Below are 16,706 nucleotides of genomic sequence, written 5' to 3' on the forward strand. Positions count from 1 at the left end.
GCGGACCGGCTGCGGCCTGCGGGTGGCAAGTTGTGGTGCCTCATGAGTGGCTGCGGGACAGTTCCGGCTCGTGCTGCGCCGTCTGGTCCTGTCGGGGAAGCAGGAGTGGTGTGGTCAGGATGAGCAGTCCTGCGGCCGTGAGAGCGGTGCGTGGGCTGGTGACGTCGGCGAGCAGCCCGGCGAGTGCGGTGAGGACGGCGATGGAGGCCTGCTGGCCGATCGACCAGGCCGACAGGGTGCGTGCGACGAGATGTTTGGGGGTGTGTTCGAGCCGGTAGGTGGCGAGCACCGGGCTGTACAGGCTCATGTTGATGATGATTGCCAGCTCGACGGCCATCACGGTGACGAGGCCGACGACGCCGGGACGGACGAAGGCCAGGCCGATCAGCCAGATGGCGCGCAGGGTGCCGACGGTCCGGAAGACCCAGTGCTGGCCGTAGCGGGCCACGACACGGCGGGCCAGCCGGGAGCCGATGAGTCCGCCGAGACAGGGGGCGGCAAAGGCGAGGGCGTACTGCCAGGGTGGGAATCCGAGCTGGCGGAGGAGGAGCACGGCCAGCAGCGGTTCGGTGGCCATGATCAGGCCGGCGACGAGTATTTGGTTGAGGTAGAGCGGCCGCAGACCGGGGTGGCCCATGATGTGTCGCCAGCCGTCGAGCAGTGCGCCCGCCCGGAGCGGGCTCTTATCGGTCGTTCGCGGCGCTTCTTCGTGGCCGCGAATCGCGGTGATGCCCAGCGCGGAGAGCAGGTAGCTGAGCGCGTCGGCCACCACGGTGATGACCGGCCCGAACAGGCCGATCGCCGCCCCGCCGAGCGGTGGCCCGACCGCGATGGAGCTCCAGTTCGTTGACTCGAACCGCGCGTTGGCGACGAGCAGGTCGTCCGGCCGCACGAGGGCCTTGAGGTAGGCGCCGCTGGCCGCGTTGAAGGTGATCTTGGCTGCGGCGACGACGGCCGAGACCACGAGCAGCTGGACGAAACTGAGCCAACCGAAAGCGTAGGCGACCGGGACCGTCGTCATGGCCGCAAACCGGGCCAGGTCCATCATGATCATGACCGGGCGCTTGCGCCGGAACTCCACCCATGGCGCGAGCGGCACCGCGATCAGCGCGCCCACCGCAGGCCCCACCGCGGACAGCGCGGACACCTCAGCGGGTCCGGCATGCAACACCAGCACGGCGATCAGCGGCAACGCCCCGAATCCCAGCCCGGACCCATACGCGCTCACCGCATATGACGCCCACAGCCAGCCGAACTGCCGGCCCAACCGTCTCCTGCCCACCATGCTCAGCGCACTCCCCTTGAGATCCCACCCGAACAAACTGACGTTGACCAATGAGAGGTAAGCGGGCAGGACAACGGCAGGTCAAACAACTGACCTGCCAGCAATCCACAACCACCAGTTGTTCACTAAGGTGGGTCGGCGTGGACCTCGAAGCAGTACGTACCTTTGTCGCCGTCGCGGAAGCGGGCCAGTTCCAGAAAGCCGCCACCGACCTGTCGATCACCCCGCAGGCCGTCTCCAAACGCATCGCCGCGCTGGAGCACGACCTCGGCGTGCGGCTGTTCACCCGTGCCCCCCGTGGCGCCGAGCTCACCATCGATGGGCAGGCGTTCCTGCCCCACGCACGCGAGCTGCTGCGCGTCGCCGAGCGTGCGGGCGCGTCCGTGCGCCCCGGCCGCCGTCCGCTGCGCGTCGACGTGATCGCCTCGCGCAGCGCGCAGTCGAGCCTGATGCGCGGCTTCCACCGCGCACACCCCGAGATCGACCTCGACGTGATGATGCTGTTCGACATCGAGACGGCCGTCACCGCCATTCGCTCCGGTGCGATCGACGCGTCCTTCCGCGCCGTCGCCGCGCCCGGCCGGCCCCTTCCCGAGGACATCGAGGCCGTCCGGGTGCTCGACGAGCCGCTCCAGCTCCTCACCGGCCCCGCCCACGCACTGGCGGGCGCCCGGTCGGTGACCGTCGCCCAGCTCACCGGGCACCGGATCTGGATGCCCGGCATCGCCCCCGGTACCGAGTGGGGCGCCTACTACGACGATCTCGTGGCCGAGTTCGGCCTCACGATCGAGGTGACCGGCCCCAACTTCGGTTCCGACGCGCTCCTCGACACCATCTCCGACACCCCGGCCCTGGCCACCTTCATGGGCGAGCACACCCGCCTCATCTGGCCCGCCGACCACGGCCTGCGCCGCATCCCGGTGACCGACCCGACGCCCGTCTACCCGCACTCGCTCCTTTGGCACCGCGACAACCCCCATCCAGCGCTGGCCACCCTCCGCGCCCACCTCGCCGCTACAACGGCCGGCCAAGACGCGGCCGGGACCTGGGCACCGGGCTGGGTGATTCCTCGCTGAACGGCTCCCCGCCCGTGCGGCCAGCCCCGCCCGGCGCAGGCGGTCAACGGCGGGCGTCGCCGGGGGCGAGCAGGCTGGTCAGCTCGGCGATCGCCTCCGGGGAGGGCTTGAAGTAGCGGCGGACGTTCTCCGGCTTCTTGTGCCGGGACTTCGCCATCAGCATCAACAGCGAGGCACCCTGCTCGCCGAGATGGGTCAGGGCCCCCGCCCGCGATTCGCGGACGGCTGGACGGCCAGAAGCGCACAACCGCACGACGGACACGACCAGGGTGTCAGCCGGGTCGATGGCCGTCGCCCGGATTTCCGACGGCTCGCACACTCGAAGAACCCGCGCGGCCCTCGTCATGTCACGGCCCCGCCCCCGATCAATCGCGGGGGAACACGTAGGGGCGCAGATCCTCCGAGCCCGGCTCCTTGGGCAGGCCATCCGCCCACCAGAGGTCGTAGAGCCTCCTAGGCGAGCCGGTGACAACAAGATCGTAGGCGCGGGCGAGTTCCGCCAGCGGCCCGGATGCCTGGCCAGCGAACTGCCCCGCAACGCGTTGGGCTTCATTGCTGATGGCTGCCAGTAGCTTGTCGCGGGCGTCGACGGCGGCAGGAGGCAGTGGCGGTACCGTGATCCGCAGCGGACCACGCTGCCCTCCTTCGTCGGTGGCCGAGGTGGTGGACTCTGCTTCATTGCTGGGCACAAGTGCTCCTGAGCTGGTGGTTGGAATCCCCGAGATCATTCCGGGTTTGGGAGGCAGAACACATCTCTTACGCAGAGCCGAGACACGATTAACTGACTAGGGGTAGCGCCGAGGTAAGGCCAAAAGCCGCCAATACTTGATCTTGGTGTCCGACCAGTGTTAGCCGTCACCCATTCGGCCGAAGGTCGTTGGTGCTGATACTGACTGATCTCTGGGCCTGGGGCGGGACTTGTGACTTCGATCGAGCGGACGACCGCGACGGTGGCAAGCGCCCGAGATGATCGTCACCGACACCGCCTCTTACAGCGACATCGTCTTCGGACTGCTGACCCTGGCCGGGTTCGCGTACGCGCCGCAGCTGGCGGACCTGCCCGACCAGAAGATGTGGCGCATCGACCGCACCACCGACTACGGCGCCTTCCAGGACGCCGCCCGCGGCCGGGTCGACCTCGCCCGTATCGAACGCCATTGGGATGACATCCTTCGCATCATCGGTTCCATCCACACCGGAGCCGTGCGCGCGTACGACGTCATCCGCATGCTCTCTTGCGACGGACGCCCCACCCCGCTCGGCGACGCTCGCTCACCGCGATGTTGTCGGTCCGGCCGGGGCCGCCGTTGGCCGCCGGGAGAGACGTCTCGCGCTCTGCTCACAGGCCGGGTGCCTGGAAGCCGTTCAGGTACCAGAGGGCGGCGGCATACCAGATCAGGGCGATCGCGGTGACGAGGGTGCCTCCAGCCAGAGGGAGTGCCCAGCTGGGCCAGTGGCGGTGGCGGACCACGATGACCTTGGCGACGAAGGCCCCGTAGAGGAAGCAGCCGGTGAGCGAGTGCAGCGCCACGCGAGTGTCGGTCAGCTGGACGCCGTAGGTGGTGATGCAGTGCTGAGCGATGGGGAGGGAGAGGAGAAAGGCGGTCAGACCGATGAGGCGGTGCGTCGTGTTGACCCGGTGCGGTGCGGTTCGCAGCGCGGGCAGGCGGCCGTACATCCAGAGGGCGAGAAGTAGCTGAATCAGCGCCAGGCCCAGCAGTGCGGAGCCGAGTTGGGCCTTGAGCAGTCTGGCGTCGTCGCCGCGCTGCCCGAAGAGGCTGTTCTCGTAGGCGGGGGTGTGTACCCGGCCGTACCAGTAGAGGCCGACCATGACCGCCACGGGCAGGAGCATCCACAGGACGCCTTGAAGCCGTCGGTTGTTGACAGGGTGAGCGAGACCGTCCACGTGATCAGCCGCCCCCGCTCTCGATTTTGCCGCCCTGGAGCTGGACGGCACACCACGTGATGCCGAGCGCGGCGCTGGAAGTGCCGGTGGTGCGGACCGACGGCGCGGAGGCAAAGCGAGGATCGGTGCGGGCGGATGCGACCACCGCCGGTGCGGGCTGTGGGCTCACGCCGATCGTCGTCCTTCTGCCGCCGGAGCAACCGATGTGCACCGTGGCGCGCATGGCGTCAGCGGCGACCGAGCCGGTCGCGAGGCGAGGGTTTCTCAACAGGTTCTCCACGCGTTGCGGGCCGATGTGCGGGCGGAGGTGCGTCGGTGTCTGGTTCACCTGTCCGGTGCCATGGTGCGGAGGTCGGGCCGCACTCGGCTGGTCTCGTCATGGTGCGGCCGGGTGCCACGGTGTCGCCGGACCTCGAACGCCTGCCAGACCACGACAGTCAGCAGGGTGAGCGTCTCGGCGATGAGGCTGAGCAGTGCCTGTGGGGCAGGCTGCAGGCCGCTTTCGGTGAATCCGAACAATCCGATGGTGCGGGATGTGGCGAACCCGGCGAGCGCGCCAATGGCGATCGCGGCGGCGGCGATTCGGAGTAGCAGGGGTGCCGCGAACAGGAGAAGTGCGGCAACCGCGAAGGCGGCGCCGGCCTGAAGCAGGAACAACGGGCCGATGACGTGGATGAAGCGGTACCCGTCGATGTAGAGCTGGGCGTGGATGTATCCGCTTGCCGCGAGCGTGGCAGCGAGCACCAAGCGCAGGGCGAGGGCGGGCAGACTCCAGGTGTTCATGTGAGTTTCTCGTCCTTGACCGCCAGTGCGTGGGTGCCCTGCCGGTGGTTGACGGTGCGGATGCCAAGCGCGTCCTTGAGGCGTCCGGCGGGCAGCACCTGCGGAATGGGGCCGGGGCCGTGGCCGGGTTTGGGAAACGGGTAGCAGGTGGGGGCGGCCGAGTGGAAGGTGATGTTGCCCTCGGTCTTGGTGAACAACTGGTGGACGTGCCCGTTGAGGCACGTGACTGAGGAGAAACGGCGCAGCATCGACAGCACCTGCACGGCATCGTCGGTGCCCCAGCCCCACTTCGGATACATCGCGAACAACGGGATGTGACTGAAGACGACGATTGGGGTGTCCGATGACAGGCCGGCGATGTCCTTGCGGACGAAGTCGATCTGATCGCTGCCCAGGTGGCCGAGTCGCTCAAGGTGCAGAGTGTTGACCAGCGCGATGAAGTGCACACCATGGGTGTCGAAGCTGTACCAGCCGTCGCCGAGGGTGTTTTTGGCGAAGGTTTGTCGGTATGCGCGTCCGTTGTCTCCGATCGAGTCGTGCTCACCCGGCACGGTGAAGATCCGGTCCGTGCGCAGCTGCGACAGCATCTGCTTGACCTGGTCGAATTGGGCGGGGGTGGAAAGGTGTGTCAGGTCGCCGCTGTGCATGACGAAGTCGGGTCGGAACCCGAGGGAGTTGATCTGGGTGAGCGCTGCGCTGAACGTTCCGGCGACATTCATGTTGGGCGGGCCATGGAAGCCGATGTGGCTGTCGGAGACCTGCACGAATCGCAGGTCTGCGCTGCCTGCCGGAGTGGGGTCCGGCGAACCGGCGATATGGCTGATCACCTCTCCCCCGGTGACTGTCAGGATGACGGCGCCACCGAACCAGGCGGAGTGCCGCATGAGCTGGCGGCGGCTCATACCGTGCTCGCCGTCGCCGTTGGAGTCATGTGTGGGTTCGGTCATGGGGTCACCTCCACAGTGGCGGTCATGAACGGGTGGATGGTGCAGAAGTAGGCGTAGGTGCCGGGTTTGGTGAAGGTGTAGCTGTAGGTGGCGTTGGTGGCCAGGCCCTTCGACTTCAGCGGCCCGCCCGTTCCTTGTTTGCTGGTGACGGTGTGAGTGTCGGGGTCGGTGTTGGTCCAGGTCACCTTCGTGCCCGCCTTGACCGTCAGTTTGGCCGGGGAGAACGCAAAGTTCTTGATCGTCACCGCGTTGGCAGCCGCCGGAGCGGACGATTGGCCGGCGGTAGGTGAGGTCGAGGGCGTGCTTGGTGGTGGGGTGACCGTACCGCCCGTTCCGGAGACACCGGGCGTTCCAGGCAGGGTCTGGCCAGTGCCGGGACTCAGTGCGCCCGCTGGTTTGGTCTGTGACGATCCGCCGCACGCACTGAGCAGTCCCAGCGCTCCGGCAACGGCGAAAGCGGCCAGGCACGTGCGTGACCGCCGGACCAGCACAGAGGAGTTCGTATTCGTGGTCATCGTTCCTTCTACGCATTCGCCGCCGCACGGGCGGGTGTGATCCAAGACCGATCCGGGATCTGCCTGTTTCAGGCAGATAGGCGAATGGGTTATGCCCCCGGGGCATTTGAAGAGGCATAACCCGGTGGGTCACTTTAGGTGGGGGTCAGTAGATTTCATTCAGCGAAACGAATCCCACAGCGAAGTCTTCGTTGTTTCACTGCGACGGCGGGTAGCAGTACGCCTGGGGCCAGGCGAGTTTCCGCGGTGTCCGTACTGGACCGCGGGCGAGGGCGGACAAACACGGCACTTCGACCCGACCGAAGACCTGCTGCACCGTCAGCCGACACCCGCACCCGATGGCGTCATGCGCGCCGGAGCCGCGATCGCCTGTTGGTCCGACGCACCCTCGGTCATGTGATCAGGGGAATCAGTGGCTCACATCGGTAGGGGACCGGGCGGTGCCGCCGATCGCACCAGTAGCGCGTAGTTACGCGATCGAACGCGAATCCACGGCGTCGATCGACCGCGACGCCGAGGAAGTCGCGGAGTGCCACCCTCCAGGCTGTTGGGGTGCGCAGGACGCGGTTGCCGAGCGGGGCTACGGGAGACTCCCCGGCCGGTCTCGGCGGCTTGGGGAGGTCGTTCGTGGAGCGACTGGTGGGGGCGGTGCCGTCGAAGCCGCGACCCTAGCCGACGATGCGGACGGCCGTCCGGCACGGGACCTCGTTCCGGCCTCCCGACGTGGGCGGTGTCGCAGTGAGCCGGACCGTGCGGGTCGCCATGCCCAGCAGTGCTGGGCGGTGCGTGGTCATGACCACCGTCCGGCTTGCGACCAGCCGCCGCAGAGCGTCGATCACCAGCAGTTCGGCGTCGGCGTCCAGGCCGGACGTCGGTTCGTCCAGCAGGACGATGGGCGCGTCGGCGAGCAGCGCACGGGCGATGCCCACGCGCTGGCGCTGGCCGCCCGACAGGCCGGTCCCGCGGTCACCGACCCGGGTGGCGAGACCGTCCGGAAGGTGCTGCGCGAAGTCGGTGACGAGCGCGGCCCGGGCGCCACGGCCACATCGGCGTCGTCGGCGTCCGGTCGCGCGTAGCGGATGTTCTCGGCCAGGGTGCCGGGGAACAGGTAGGTGTCATGGAGTACGACCGAGACCTGCCGGTGCAGCCAGGGCTCCGGGAGCTCGGTGGCCGCACGGCCGTCGATCGCCACCGAACCGAGGGTGGGCGGATACAGGCCCGCGATCAGAGCGAGTGAGGTGGACTTGCCGACGCCGTTCGGGCCGGTCAGCGCGACCCGTTCGTCGGGCAGGACGGTCAGGTCCAGGCCACCCAGCGCGGGCCGGGACCCGTAGGCCATCGAGACGCACCGGAAGTCGATCCGGCCGGCCGCTCGAACGGGCAGCCCGGCCTCGCTCCCCGCTGGGCTGCGCGGCTCGTCGAGGATGCCCAGGATGCGCTCGCCGGAGGCCTGGCCCTGGGCGAAGATGACGGAGAGACGGGAGAGCGACTTGATCGGCGAGACCATGCTGTTGAGATAGCTGACCGCCACTACCAGCTGGCCAACGCTCCACCAGTGATTCAGCACTCCCGATCCGCCGATCCACACCAGTAGCGCGGTGCCGCCCGCCGTCGCCAGCTCCAGCAACGGCACCCGGAGGGCACGGACGGTGCGCCGAGTCGGCACTGCCTCACATCGGGCACTGTGCGTGTGACGTGGCTCCACTTAGCCGTGAACAACTCTTTCATCGGTACTCCTGACAGGCCCGCAGCCCCGTGGGGCGAGGAGTCCTTCGCTGAGATCTACGGGACGTTGGGTGCTACAGGACGACGGGCCGTCGTGGCTGCCTGCCAGGCCGCAAGGATCAGCAGAGTGCCGGTTTCCAGCAGGACGCTGAGCAGGGCTTGGGGGGCAGGCAGCAGACCGTGTTCGGTGAACCCGAACACACCGATCGTGCGGGAAGCGGTGAACCCGGCGAGAGCACCGAGCGCGACGCCGGCAGCCGCGGCCCTGAGCAGCACCGGTGCTGCGAACAGCATCAGGACCGCGACCGCGAAGGCGGCGCTCGCCTGGAGCAGGAACAGGTCGCCGACGACGTGGATGAAGCGATACCCGTCCAGGTAGAGCTGGGCATGGATGTAACCGCTCCCGGTGAGTGTGGCGGCGATGGCCAGGCGAATGGCGAAGGCCGGACGCCTCGCGGAGGCGATTCTTGTCATGCCGTGGTCGCCGGCCGGCTGATCGAGGACGGCGCCCGGCGCCTCGCCGTGCTCGTCCGGGTACTGGTTCATGAGGTCACCTCTACGGTCGCGGTCATGAAGGGATGGATGGAGCAGAAGTAGGTATAGGTGCCGACTTTGGTGAACGTGTAACGGAAGGTGGCGCCGGTCGTCAGTGGTGCCGAGCGCAAGGGCCCGCCCGATCCGGAGCTGGTTACGGTGTGGGCGTCGGTGTCCTTGTTGGTCCAGGTCACTGTCGTACCCACCTTGATCTTCAGGCTGGCCGGTGCGAACGCGAAGTTCCGGATCGTCACCGTGTTCCCGACCACCGGTGCCGTTGCGGCGGGAGAGCTCGCGGGAGTGCGCGTTCCGGGCATCGCCGGGGAGCTCGGGGCGCCCCCTGTCCCCCTGGCGCTGGGCCTTCCGGCCCGGCTCTGGCCCGAGCCGGGCGTGATGGCGGCACTGTGGGAACCAGCGGAGGAGGAGGGCGGTGATCCGCCGCAGGCGCTGAGCAGTCCCAGCGTGCCCACGGTGGCAACGACCAGGCCGGCTGCCGCGAGCGACCGTCGAGGTGAGGGAAGGGAGTTCAGGTGCATGGGTGTGTGCTCTCTACTGATCGGCCCGCGATGGGAGCCGGGCGGGGGCGGTGGTCGGTCATCCGGTCGGTGTTCCGCGCCGTGACTCGAGGTCGAAGACCTCCACGGGTTCCCGGTCGATGCGGCTGCTGTGCTGCCGTGCGCGGACGGCCCGGATGGTGGGGATGCCAGCTGAGCGGCATGCCGACGGCTCGGCTGAGCACGACGGACGCGGCGTGCGCCGGTAGCTGGACGCGGGCGGCGTCGGTTGCGACGGCGTAGCCGCTGTACGTGATGACAAGGGAGCCCGGCGGGACGCGGGCGGTGAATCCGCCATGCGAGTGGAGCGCGTCGTGGAGCCGCAGCACGAGGTCGTGCCGCGTGCGCATGGGCCGCACGGTGGGGCAGGCCCGGAGGGGCAGCGGAATCATCTCGGTCATCTCGGCTCACTCCTGTGGGCTGGAGGGGGAACCTGGGGATCAGTACTTGTCTGGTTCCACGGGCGCCGAGGGTCGTGCGGTTCGGCGCGTAAGCACCTTTTGCCACATTTGCGTGATTTGCGGAATATGCGATGATCGCGCTATGCCGTGGAGCCTTCCGAAGCACGGTTCAGCGAGTGAACCGGACCGCTCCGGGAAACGTGTCTCTGATACGGGGACCATTTCCCGCGCGGACGAGGAACTGCTCCGCACGCTGTACGCCGAGCATGCCGGGCCGCTGTTCCACTTCGTCCTGCGATTGACCTCAGGGGACTGGCAATGGGCCGAGGATGTCGTGCAGGAGACACTGCTGCGGGCCTGGCAGCACCCTGCGGCGTTCGATCCCGAACGCGGTCCGGCCCGGGCGTGGCTGTGTACGGTTGCCCGGCATCTGGTCGTCGACGCCCACCGGGCCCGCCGGGCCAGGCCGACCGAGGTCGGTGGCGAGGCACTGGAACGGGTCGCGGAGCGGACGCCCGCGGAAGACGAGATCGAGCAGGCGCTGCAAAGCTGGGCGGTGGCCGACGCCATCCGGACCCTGTCCCCGGAACACCGGGCCGTGCTGCTGGAGGCGTACTACAGGGGCCGGACGATGGTCGAGGCCGCGAAGGTGCTCGACATTCCGGTAGGCACCGCGAAGTCGCGGACGTACTACGCCTTGAAGGCGCTGCGGCTGGCGCTGCAGGAACGGGGCATCGAGCCGTGACAGCGGCGTGGAGGAGGTGCGAAACATGAATGCCGACCGTGACGCCATCCGGTTCTCCCTGGGCGGGTACGTGCTGGGCACGCTTTCCCCGGCGGAGACGGAGCAGGTACGCGCCCACCTTGCGGAATGCGACGAGTGCCGGGCCGAGCACGCCGAACTGGCGGGGTTGCCCGCGCTGCTCGCGAAGGTCAGCGAGGCCGAGGCCGAGGCCGCGGGTGAGGCTGCGCCCGCAGCGAGCGAGGAACTGGCCGACCGGCTCGTACGGCGGGCCGCCGCAACCGCGCAGCCGCAGCCTGCGACCGCTGCCCTACCGCAGCGAACCGAGCGAAGCCGGCTCGACCGGTTGCTCCAGCAGGCCGCGTCCCGACGTCGTACCGTTTGGCGGAGGCAGCTGGTTGGGGTCGCCGCGGCCACGACGCTCATCGCGGCGGCAGCGTCGGGCGGCACGTGGCTGGCTACCGTCGCGACCACGAGCAGCCAGGTGGCACAGCCCGCAGCGACGTCACCGGCCCCGTACCGCACCTTGTCCGCAAGCGACCCCGCCACCGGCGTGTCCGCCTCGGTGAAGGTCTCGCCCGCTGCCTGGGGCAGCGCCCTGCAGGTCTCGGCCAAGGGAGCGCCCCCCGGAATCACGTGCAGGCTGCAAGCGGTCGGGGTCACGGGCGCCACGGCGACCGCCGCCACCTGGCAGGCGGGCAGGTACCCGGGCGGCGCCATGATTTCCGGGACGGTACCCATGTCCCCAGGAACGATCAGTCACTTCGACATCTACGCCGGCAACGGCCAGAAGCTCCTCACCATCCCGGCGTGAGAAGGCCGCGACCGGCCGGCACCATGTGGCCGGCATTGATGGGCCGCGCCAGCGCTCGTCGCCACCGAGCCCCGCGCTGAAGGCGATGTGCGCGGCTTCGGTGCGTTTGGCGCTCCACTCCGAGCCTGGCGACTACCTGGATTGCATGGCCTTTGACGGTGCCCTCGATCATGTGCGTCGCGGTGGCGATGTCGGTGTGGGAGAGGCCCTGAGTGAGAAGCCGCAGTACGACGAACTGGTGTTTGCTAACGGTGCTGTGTCGGGCGGGTTCGTCAGGGAGGAGGGCGCGCGGATGACGACATCGATGAGGTGGCTCGTGACGACGGGGCGAAGACGGAATGACCTTCGGCCGAGGCCTGCAGGGCCGTGGAGGCTGCTCCGGGGGCGCGCCCTTGGCGGGGTACCCGTTCGTGCCGGTGTCGGGGAGGCCGCCGCTGGCGGGCGTATCACATCGATCATTTCGCCTTCGAGTCCCCGCTGGCAGCAACGCCTGGGCCGCATGGCCAGGGGTTTATGGAAAGCATCCGCTGGATCACGGTCGCGACCTGCGGATCGTCGCGGTCGGCAGGTGAGCGACGCGCTGACGTAGTAACCGAAGCCTCACTGGGCTCGGTCACGCCGAGCACTGAAGACAGGCGTGGACTTCGCGGCCGTTCAGAGCTTGATGAACCTCGGTCGATTCTGCGAGGTGTTCGACGATGCCGTTGCCGCGGCCGTGTTCGTCCGGGGCGACGTCATGGTGGGGGCGTTCTGTGGCAGTTCCAGAGTCGACGACCACGATGTGCAGCGTGTGATGGTCGACGGCCAGCTGCACCGTCATGTACTCGTGGCCGTACCGGGCGGCATTGGCGGCGAGTTCGTCGACGATGAGGACGGCGGAGTCCCGCTCGTTTTGGGGGATGCTCCAGTTCTCCAACAGGTCCGCTGTGAAGTGACGGGCGGCGGAGACATGTGCTTCCTGCGCCGGCAGGGTGAGCAGCGCCTCGCGGCGGCAGCCTCGCGGGGGCAGCGGACTCGTGATGGTTGAGTTGGTTGCAAACATGGGCTTCTGCTCTTCTTTGGAGGCGCGGAGGCGGCAGGGTGGACCTGGGAGCGGAACGCGGGGCGAGGGGAGCGATGAAGAGTGCGGGTAGCGGCTGCGACGTTGTCGCCGGAGGCTGATGGCCGTGGTCCGCCGGGCGCTTCGGCATGTGGTGTGGAGACGAGGGTCGCGGACGCCGTGGCCGTCTGTCGCGAGTAGCTGTGTCATGTCAGCTCACTCCTTGCGGGTGGGGAGAGAAGGGGTGGGGAGGAGATCTCGTGAATACCAGCGCTTGTTTACTTTCACGGGTGGAAGGCGCCATGCGGTTCGGTAGGCTCACACCTTTTGATCGATTTAGGCATGAATGTGCAAGACATCGTTGTTGTGTGGGCCGAGGAGGCTGCGGGTCGAACGGCGATCCCGATCGGGTGGTCGTGGGACGACCGGCGCACAGAGGAAGGGCCTCTTGATAGCTCGAGGTTGTTGAAGCCGTTCGAGGTTCCAGGAGACCCTGGTCGCAGCCCTCCGCGCCGGTGCGGGTGGATTCCAACTCGGCTGTCCGGTCGCGTGATTGCCCCGCGCATGCGTATCGGGCCGCGGACAACCGTCTGTATCGGCAACGCCGGTATCCGACGGACCTGACCGATGCGAAGCTGGCTGAAGCGCCGCAACCGGCCGGAGTGAGCGGGCATGAAACAGGGGACTCAGCCTCGCTGGGGCATCGTCGGCTTGCCCATCCCTGCGGGCGGGCACCCGACGAGCCCGTGAAGCGGCCCGCGCCCGTACGTCACCCGGCAGTCAGCTGTTCCAGCGGCAAATCCGGGTCGGCGAGCCTGTCCCGGTCGATCTGCTCGCCGGAGCGGACCAGGTGCTGGATCGGGTCGTTGACGTCCCAGATGTTGACGTTCATGCCGGCCAGGACGCGACCGTCGGCCAGCCAGAAGGCGATGAACTCCCGGCTTGCGAGATCGCCGCGCACCACCACGTCCTCGTAACTACCGGGCTCGGCATAGCCCGCGTACTCCATGCCCAGGTCGTACTGGTCGGTGAAGAAGTACGGGACACGGTCGTAGAATGCCGGCTCGCCCAGCATCGACCGCGCGGCCGTCCCAGGCTGGTGAAGGGCGTTGGCCCAGTGCTCCACGCGGATGTGCTTGCCCAACATCGGGTGAAGGGCGTTGGCCACATCGCCGGCCGCGTAGATGTCCGGGTCGGAGGTCTGCAGGGAGGCGTCGACCACGACGCCGTTGTTGACCTGCAGACCGGATTCGGCGGCCAGTTGGGTGTTGGGAGTGGCGCCAATGCCGACCACGACCGCGTCCGCGTCAATGCGGGTGCCGTCGGCCAACCGGACGCCCGCGGTCTTCCCGCCCTCGCCGACGATCTCGCTGACCCGCGCACCGAGCCGCAGGTCCACGCCGTGCTCACGGTGGAGGTCGGCGAAGACGGGCGCGATCTGCGGGCCCAGGACGCGCAGCAGTGGCAGTTCGCCTGCCACCAGCACAGTGGCCTCGACGCCTGCCTCCCGTGCGGCGGCGGCCACCTCCAGGCCGATCCAGCCCCCGCCGACGAGGACGATGCGGGACGCGGAGCGGAAGGTACGCTGGATGCGCTCGCAGTCGCCGACGCGGCGCAGGTAAAGCACGCTGTCGAGGTCCGCACCCGCTATGGCCAGGCGGTGCGGGGAGGCGCCGGTGACCAGCAGCAGCTTGTCGTAGCCGATCGTCTTGCCACCGGAGACGGTGACCGCCTTCCGATCGCGGTTGATGGCCGTGACGAGGGTGTTCAGCCGCAGATCGATGCCCTGATCGGCATACCACTGCGACGGATGGACAAAGATCGTTTCGCGCTCCTGCTTGCCCATGAGGTAGCTCTTGGACAGTGGAGGACGCTCATACGGTGGGTCCGGCTCGTCCCCGATGAGCAGGATCCGGCCGTCAAAGCCGTTCCCGCGTAGCGCTTCAGCGGCCTTGGCTCCGGCCAGGCTCGCCCCGACGATCACGAACGTGGATTGAGCCATCACGCCTTCTCCCTGCTGCGGTCTCTGCCGTGGGGCTGGCCGCTGTCGGATTCGTGCGGGCCGACCGCGAGTTTCTCGACCAACTCATTCCAGCTGGCGTCGGGCCTCTCCATGCCCTCGTCCTCCAGCACCTGCACGACGTCGGCGTAATCGACACCGAGGGAGGCGAGTTCCTCCAGCCTTTGCGCGCTCCGCCGTAGATGTCGCGGATACTGCCGACCGGAACCGCGCGGTGCTCGGCGGCAGCGCCTCCGGCATGGTGCTGACCACGCCCGGGGCAACCAGGTCCACGACGTACCGCGTGGCGTCGTATGCCGGGTGCTTCACGCCCGTGGACGCCTACAACAGCCACTGCGGCCTGGCTCCGGCCCGCTCCAGCCATTGGGCTGGTCCGCCACCAGCCACCACAGCGCCCGGGCCTCGGCGACGGTGCGCGCGCTGTCATGTGCCAGCCGCGGGTCGACCCCGATCGAGACCCGCCAGTCGTCCAACCAGATCGACACCCCGGGCGCGGAGAGCCGGGCGAGAGTGTCGGACACCATGTGCCTCCTTAGCCGGGCACGGGCGTGGCGAGACGCGAAAGGCTCCCTGGGTCAAGGCTCGCCCATCAAGCGGGGCGGCGCACGTCGAACCCTGCCGGCCTCTCCGCTGATCATCCAGGGTTCGGCAGGGCTCGCAGTCGCTCGAACGTGCTGGTGGTCATGTCGGCCCAGGGCCAGTGACGGGCGAGCCGCAGGCAGCAGCGGGGCCGGTGGTGACCAGCTGTGCGGCAGCGGAGAGCTGCCGCAGCGGTTGGGCTGCCACCGCCGAGCCTGGCCGGTCAGCGCGAGCATTGGGATCCAGGCCAGCGGGTCGAGTGCGATCTGGACGATCTCCAGCCAGAGCTGGTTCTGCGCGGCGACGTCCTCATGCTCGTCTGCGACGGTCTGAAGGGCCTGCCCGACGCGGTCGAGACCGTCTGGCCCCGCACGGTCGTGCAGACCTGCGTGGTCCACCTGCTGCGGAACTCCTTCCGCTATGCCGCCCGCCAGGACTGGGACAAGATCGCCAAGCTCCTCAAGCCCGTCTGCACGGCGCCGACCGAGGAGGCTGCCCTCGACCGGTTCGCCGAATTCGCCAACGCCTGGGGCAGGAAGTATCCGGCGATCGTGAGGCTCTGGGAGAACGCCTGGGAGGAATTCACCCCGTTCCTCCGCTTCGACACCGAGATCCGCCGCATCGTCTGCACGACGAACGCGATCGAATCGGTGAACGCGCGGATCCGCCGGGCGGTCAAGGCCCGCGGACACTTCCCCAACGAGACCGCCGCCCTGAAGTGCGTCTACATGGCGGTCATGTCCCTGGACCCCACCGGCCGAGGTCAGGCCCGCTGGACCATGCGCTGGAAGACCGCCCTGAACGCCTTCGACATCACCTTCGACGGCCGGCTCTCCGCAGCCCGTCAGTAACCCCAACCACCCTCGATACACCGCTCGATTGACAGACCCGCGCCTAGTGCCGTATCGGCAACGTTCGCCCTCTTGAACCGTGCGATCGTTGCGGACGTGTCCCTTTTGGGGCCTTTGCGGCATCGGCTTGGAAGGCGCGAATGGATCGCATGGCCAGCTACGGAGCGCCGCGTGACCGCACCGGCGGCTTGCTGTGTCGGGTGCGGTGGGCCGTTGTGGCCGCGCTGCTGATACTGCTCGCGTCGGCGGTGCCCGCGTTCGCGCATGCCAGTTTGGTGTCGGCGAGTCCGGCGCCGGGGACCGGGCTGCCGCAGGCTCCGGCGGCGGTGGTGCTGCGCTTCGACGAATCGTTGAACCTGCGGTTGAGCCATGTCGATGTCACCGACGCTCGCGGCCGGGAGGCCGGGGTCGGTGCGACGCGGCCGGTCGCCGGTGACGGGCTGGCGATGCAGCGGCGGCTGGGCGCACTCACGCCGGGTGTGTACACGGTGCGGTGGACCAGTGTCGCTCTGGACGACGGGCACGTGCTGCACGGCAGCTACCAGTTCGGGATCGGCACCGCGCCGGCGGGCGCCGGGTCGGTGGCGGCCGGGCCGACCGCGACCGAGGGCTGGGCCGGGTTGGTCGGCCGGTGGGCCGGGCTACTGGGCCTGCTGTCGTGGACCGGCACCGGGCTGCTGGCGCGCCGTGCGCAGCAGGCCGGTGTGCCCGCAGCCCGGGTCGGGGCGGTGGCGGTGGCCGGGCCGGTGATGGCGCTGGCCGGGCTGTTCGTCGCCGCCGTGTCGGCCGCCGAGATCGCCACCGGGCGCATGGGCGCGGTGGGCACCCTGCTGACCGCCGGTGCGCCCGGCCGGTGGCGGCTGGCCGGGCTGGTGCTGCCTGCCGTCGGCGTGGCCGTCGGTGCCGGTTGGCGGGACGGGCGCCTCCGCGTCCTG

Annotated in this window: 20 protein-coding genes and 4 pseudogenes; 6 read left to right on the forward strand and 18 right to left on the reverse strand. The window is 68.8% G+C overall.

Going from position 1 to position 16,706, the window contains the following annotated elements:
• Window positions 1-40: 40 nt before the first annotated feature.
• The gene (locus ACFU8Q_RS10970; RefSeq protein ID WP_384450973.1) at window positions 41-1,285 is read right to left on the reverse strand and encodes an MFS transporter; all 1,245 of its coding nucleotides are present in this window, start codon (window positions 1,283-1,285) and stop codon (window positions 41-43) included.
• A 140-nt stretch (window positions 1,286-1,425) separates the two neighbouring features.
• Between ACFU8Q_RS10970 and ACFU8Q_RS10975 the strand changes: the two genes are divergently transcribed.
• Window positions 1,426-2,361 (forward strand): LysR family transcriptional regulator, encoded by a 936-nt coding sequence (locus ACFU8Q_RS10975; protein WP_384450975.1) that lies wholly within the window; start codon window positions 1,426-1,428, stop codon window positions 2,359-2,361.
• Between the two features lie 43 nt (window positions 2,362-2,404).
• On the opposite strand, the pseudogene ACFU8Q_RS10980 reads toward ACFU8Q_RS10975, so the two are convergent.
• Window positions 2,405-2,572: pseudogene (locus ACFU8Q_RS10980) on the reverse strand (site-specific integrase); the annotation flags it as partial.
• A gap of 154 nt (window positions 2,573-2,726) precedes the next feature.
• Entirely contained in the window at window positions 2,727-3,050 is a 324-nt protein-coding gene (locus tag ACFU8Q_RS10985; protein WP_384450978.1) for a hypothetical protein, read from the reverse strand.
• 251 nt (window positions 3,051-3,301) lie between these two features.
• On the opposite strand from ACFU8Q_RS10985, the pseudogene ACFU8Q_RS10990 reads away from it, so the two are divergent.
• A pseudogene (locus tag ACFU8Q_RS10990) lies at window positions 3,302-3,630 on the forward strand (Tn3 family transposase); the annotation flags it as partial.
• A 70-nt stretch (window positions 3,631-3,700) separates the two neighbouring features.
• Here the strand turns inward: ACFU8Q_RS10990 and ACFU8Q_RS10995 are convergent.
• The 9 genes from ACFU8Q_RS10995 to ACFU8Q_RS11035 all read right to left on the reverse strand — a co-directional run bounded on the left by ACFU8Q_RS10995 (window position 3,701) and on the right by ACFU8Q_RS11035 (window position 9,088).
• Window positions 3,701-4,213, reverse strand: a complete 513-nt coding sequence (locus tag ACFU8Q_RS10995; RefSeq protein ID WP_384450981.1) for a DUF6529 family protein — start codon at window positions 4,211-4,213, stop codon at window positions 3,701-3,703.
• 58 nt (window positions 4,214-4,271) lie between these two features.
• Window positions 4,272-4,595 (reverse strand): hypothetical protein, encoded by a 324-nt coding sequence (locus ACFU8Q_RS11000; protein ID WP_384450984.1) that lies wholly within the window; start codon window positions 4,593-4,595, stop codon window positions 4,272-4,274.
• A complete protein-coding gene (locus ACFU8Q_RS11005; RefSeq protein WP_384450987.1) occupies window positions 4,592-5,050 on the reverse strand; it encodes a hypothetical protein in 459 nt (152 codons plus the stop codon). The genes ACFU8Q_RS11000 and ACFU8Q_RS11005 overlap by 4 nt, the downstream gene beginning before the upstream one ends.
• Entirely contained in the window at window positions 5,047-5,997 is a 951-nt protein-coding gene (locus ACFU8Q_RS11010) for a metallophosphoesterase family protein (RefSeq protein WP_384450990.1), read from the reverse strand. The genes ACFU8Q_RS11005 and ACFU8Q_RS11010 overlap by 4 nt, the downstream gene beginning before the upstream one ends.
• Complete coding sequence (locus ACFU8Q_RS11015; RefSeq protein WP_384450993.1) at window positions 5,994-6,512, reverse strand: cupredoxin family copper-binding protein; 519 nt, start codon at window positions 6,510-6,512, stop codon at window positions 5,994-5,996. Before ACFU8Q_RS11015 ends, ACFU8Q_RS11010 begins: the two co-directional genes overlap by 4 nt.
• A gap of 668 nt (window positions 6,513-7,180) precedes the next feature.
• Entirely contained in the window at window positions 7,181-7,465 is a 285-nt protein-coding gene (locus ACFU8Q_RS11020) for an ATP-binding cassette domain-containing protein (protein ID WP_384451025.1), read from the reverse strand.
• Window positions 7,348-8,178, reverse strand: a complete 831-nt coding sequence (locus ACFU8Q_RS11025; RefSeq protein ID WP_384450996.1) for an ATP-binding cassette domain-containing protein — start codon at window positions 8,176-8,178, stop codon at window positions 7,348-7,350. Before ACFU8Q_RS11025 ends, ACFU8Q_RS11020 begins: the two co-directional genes overlap by 118 nt.
• Window positions 8,179-8,294: 116 nt before the next feature.
• Window positions 8,295-8,783, reverse strand: coding sequence for a hypothetical protein (locus ACFU8Q_RS11030; RefSeq protein WP_384450998.1), 489 nt, complete (start codon window positions 8,781-8,783; stop codon window positions 8,295-8,297).
• Window positions 8,780-9,088 carry a plastocyanin/azurin family copper-binding protein gene (locus ACFU8Q_RS11035; protein WP_384451001.1) on the reverse strand — a complete coding sequence of 103 codons (309 nt, stop codon included), beginning with the start codon at window positions 9,086-9,088 and terminating at the stop codon, window positions 8,780-8,782. Before ACFU8Q_RS11035 ends, ACFU8Q_RS11030 begins: the two co-directional genes overlap by 4 nt.
• A 780-nt stretch (window positions 9,089-9,868) precedes the next feature.
• Here ACFU8Q_RS11035 and ACFU8Q_RS11040 point away from each other — a divergent pair.
• Window positions 9,869-10,471 (forward strand): sigma-70 family RNA polymerase sigma factor, encoded by a 603-nt coding sequence (locus ACFU8Q_RS11040; protein ID WP_384451003.1) that lies wholly within the window; start codon window positions 9,869-9,871, stop codon window positions 10,469-10,471.
• A gap of 25 nt (window positions 10,472-10,496) precedes the next feature.
• Entirely contained in the window at window positions 10,497-11,282 is a 786-nt protein-coding gene (locus ACFU8Q_RS11045) for a zf-HC2 domain-containing protein (RefSeq protein ID WP_384451005.1), read from the forward strand.
• Here the strand turns inward: ACFU8Q_RS11045 and ACFU8Q_RS11050 are convergent.
• The 6 genes and pseudogenes from ACFU8Q_RS11050 to ACFU8Q_RS11075 all read right to left on the reverse strand — a co-directional run.
• Window positions 11,266-11,769 carry a LuxR C-terminal-related transcriptional regulator gene (locus tag ACFU8Q_RS11050; protein ID WP_384451008.1) on the reverse strand — a complete coding sequence of 168 codons (504 nt, stop codon included), beginning with the start codon at window positions 11,767-11,769 and terminating at the stop codon, window positions 11,266-11,268. The genes ACFU8Q_RS11045 and ACFU8Q_RS11050 overlap by 17 nt on opposite strands.
• Window positions 11,770-11,895: 126 nt before the next feature.
• Window positions 11,896-12,324, reverse strand: coding sequence for an ATP-binding protein (locus ACFU8Q_RS11055; RefSeq protein WP_384451011.1), 429 nt, complete (start codon window positions 12,322-12,324; stop codon window positions 11,896-11,898).
• A 766-nt stretch (window positions 12,325-13,090) separates the two neighbouring features.
• Window positions 13,091-14,326, reverse strand: coding sequence for an NAD(P)/FAD-dependent oxidoreductase (locus tag ACFU8Q_RS11060; RefSeq protein ID WP_384451014.1), 1,236 nt, complete (start codon window positions 14,324-14,326; stop codon window positions 13,091-13,093).
• Window positions 14,323-14,460 carry a hypothetical protein gene (locus ACFU8Q_RS11065; protein ID WP_384451016.1) on the reverse strand — a complete coding sequence of 46 codons (138 nt, stop codon included), beginning with the start codon at window positions 14,458-14,460 and terminating at the stop codon, window positions 14,323-14,325. Before ACFU8Q_RS11065 ends, ACFU8Q_RS11060 begins: the two co-directional genes overlap by 4 nt.
• 186 nt (window positions 14,461-14,646) lie before the next feature.
• Window positions 14,647-14,865, reverse strand: a complete 219-nt coding sequence (locus ACFU8Q_RS11070) for a hypothetical protein (RefSeq protein ID WP_384451028.1) — start codon at window positions 14,863-14,865, stop codon at window positions 14,647-14,649.
• Between the two features lie 110 nt (window positions 14,866-14,975).
• Window positions 14,976-15,219: pseudogene (locus tag ACFU8Q_RS11075) on the reverse strand (transposase); the annotation flags it as partial.
• 3 nt (window positions 15,220-15,222) lie between these two features.
• On the opposite strand from ACFU8Q_RS11075, the pseudogene ACFU8Q_RS11080 reads away from it, so the two are divergent.
• Together ACFU8Q_RS11080 and ACFU8Q_RS11085 are read left to right on the forward strand one after the other, a co-directional pair.
• A pseudogene (locus tag ACFU8Q_RS11080) lies at window positions 15,223-15,771 on the forward strand (transposase); the annotation flags it as partial.
• A 149-nt stretch (window positions 15,772-15,920) separates the two neighbouring features.
• A partial coding sequence (locus ACFU8Q_RS11085; protein WP_384451019.1) for a copper resistance CopC family protein occupies window positions 15,921-16,706 on the forward strand: 786 nt, incomplete at its 3' end.

It is taken from the genome of Streptomyces sp. NPDC057543 (genome assembly GCF_042801895.1).
Taxonomy (GTDB): Bacteria; Actinomycetota; Actinomycetes; order Streptomycetales; family Streptomycetaceae; genus Streptomyces.

Bases quoted from the DNA above. Each gene is read 5' to 3' on its own strand.
- ACFU8Q_RS10970 (WP_384450973.1), bottom strand. From the start codon at position 1,285: ATGGTGGGCAGGAGACGGTTGGGCCGGCAGTTCGGCTGGCTGTGGGCG.
- ACFU8Q_RS10995 (WP_384450981.1), bottom strand. From the start codon at position 4,213: ATGCTCCTGCCCGTGGCGGTCATGGTCGGCCTCTACTGGTACGGCCGG.
- ACFU8Q_RS11005 (WP_384450987.1), bottom strand. From the start codon at position 5,050: ATGAACACCTGGAGTCTGCCCGCCCTCGCCCTGCGCTTGGTGCTCGCT.
- ACFU8Q_RS11010 (WP_384450990.1), bottom strand. From the start codon at position 5,997: ATGACCGAACCCACACATGACTCCAACGGCGACGGCGAGCACGGTATG.
- ACFU8Q_RS11015 (WP_384450993.1), bottom strand. From the start codon at position 6,512: ATGACCACGAATACGAACTCCTCTGTGCTGGTCCGGCGGTCACGCACG.
- ACFU8Q_RS11030 (WP_384450998.1), bottom strand. From the start codon at position 8,783: ATGAACCAGTACCCGGACGAGCACGGCGAGGCGCCGGGCGCCGTCCTC.
- ACFU8Q_RS11035 (WP_384451001.1), bottom strand. From the start codon at position 9,088: ATGCCCGGAACGCGCACTCCCGCGAGCTCTCCCGCCGCAACGGCACCG.
- ACFU8Q_RS11040 (WP_384451003.1), top strand. From the start codon at position 9,869: ATGCCGTGGAGCCTTCCGAAGCACGGTTCAGCGAGTGAACCGGACCGC.
- ACFU8Q_RS11045 (WP_384451005.1), top strand. From the start codon at position 10,497: ATGAATGCCGACCGTGACGCCATCCGGTTCTCCCTGGGCGGGTACGTG.
- ACFU8Q_RS11055 (WP_384451011.1), bottom strand. From the start codon at position 12,324: ATGTTTGCAACCAACTCAACCATCACGAGTCCGCTGCCCCCGCGAGGC.
- ACFU8Q_RS11070 (WP_384451028.1), bottom strand. From the start codon at position 14,865: ATGGTGTCCGACACTCTCGCCCGGCTCTCCGCGCCCGGGGTGTCGATC.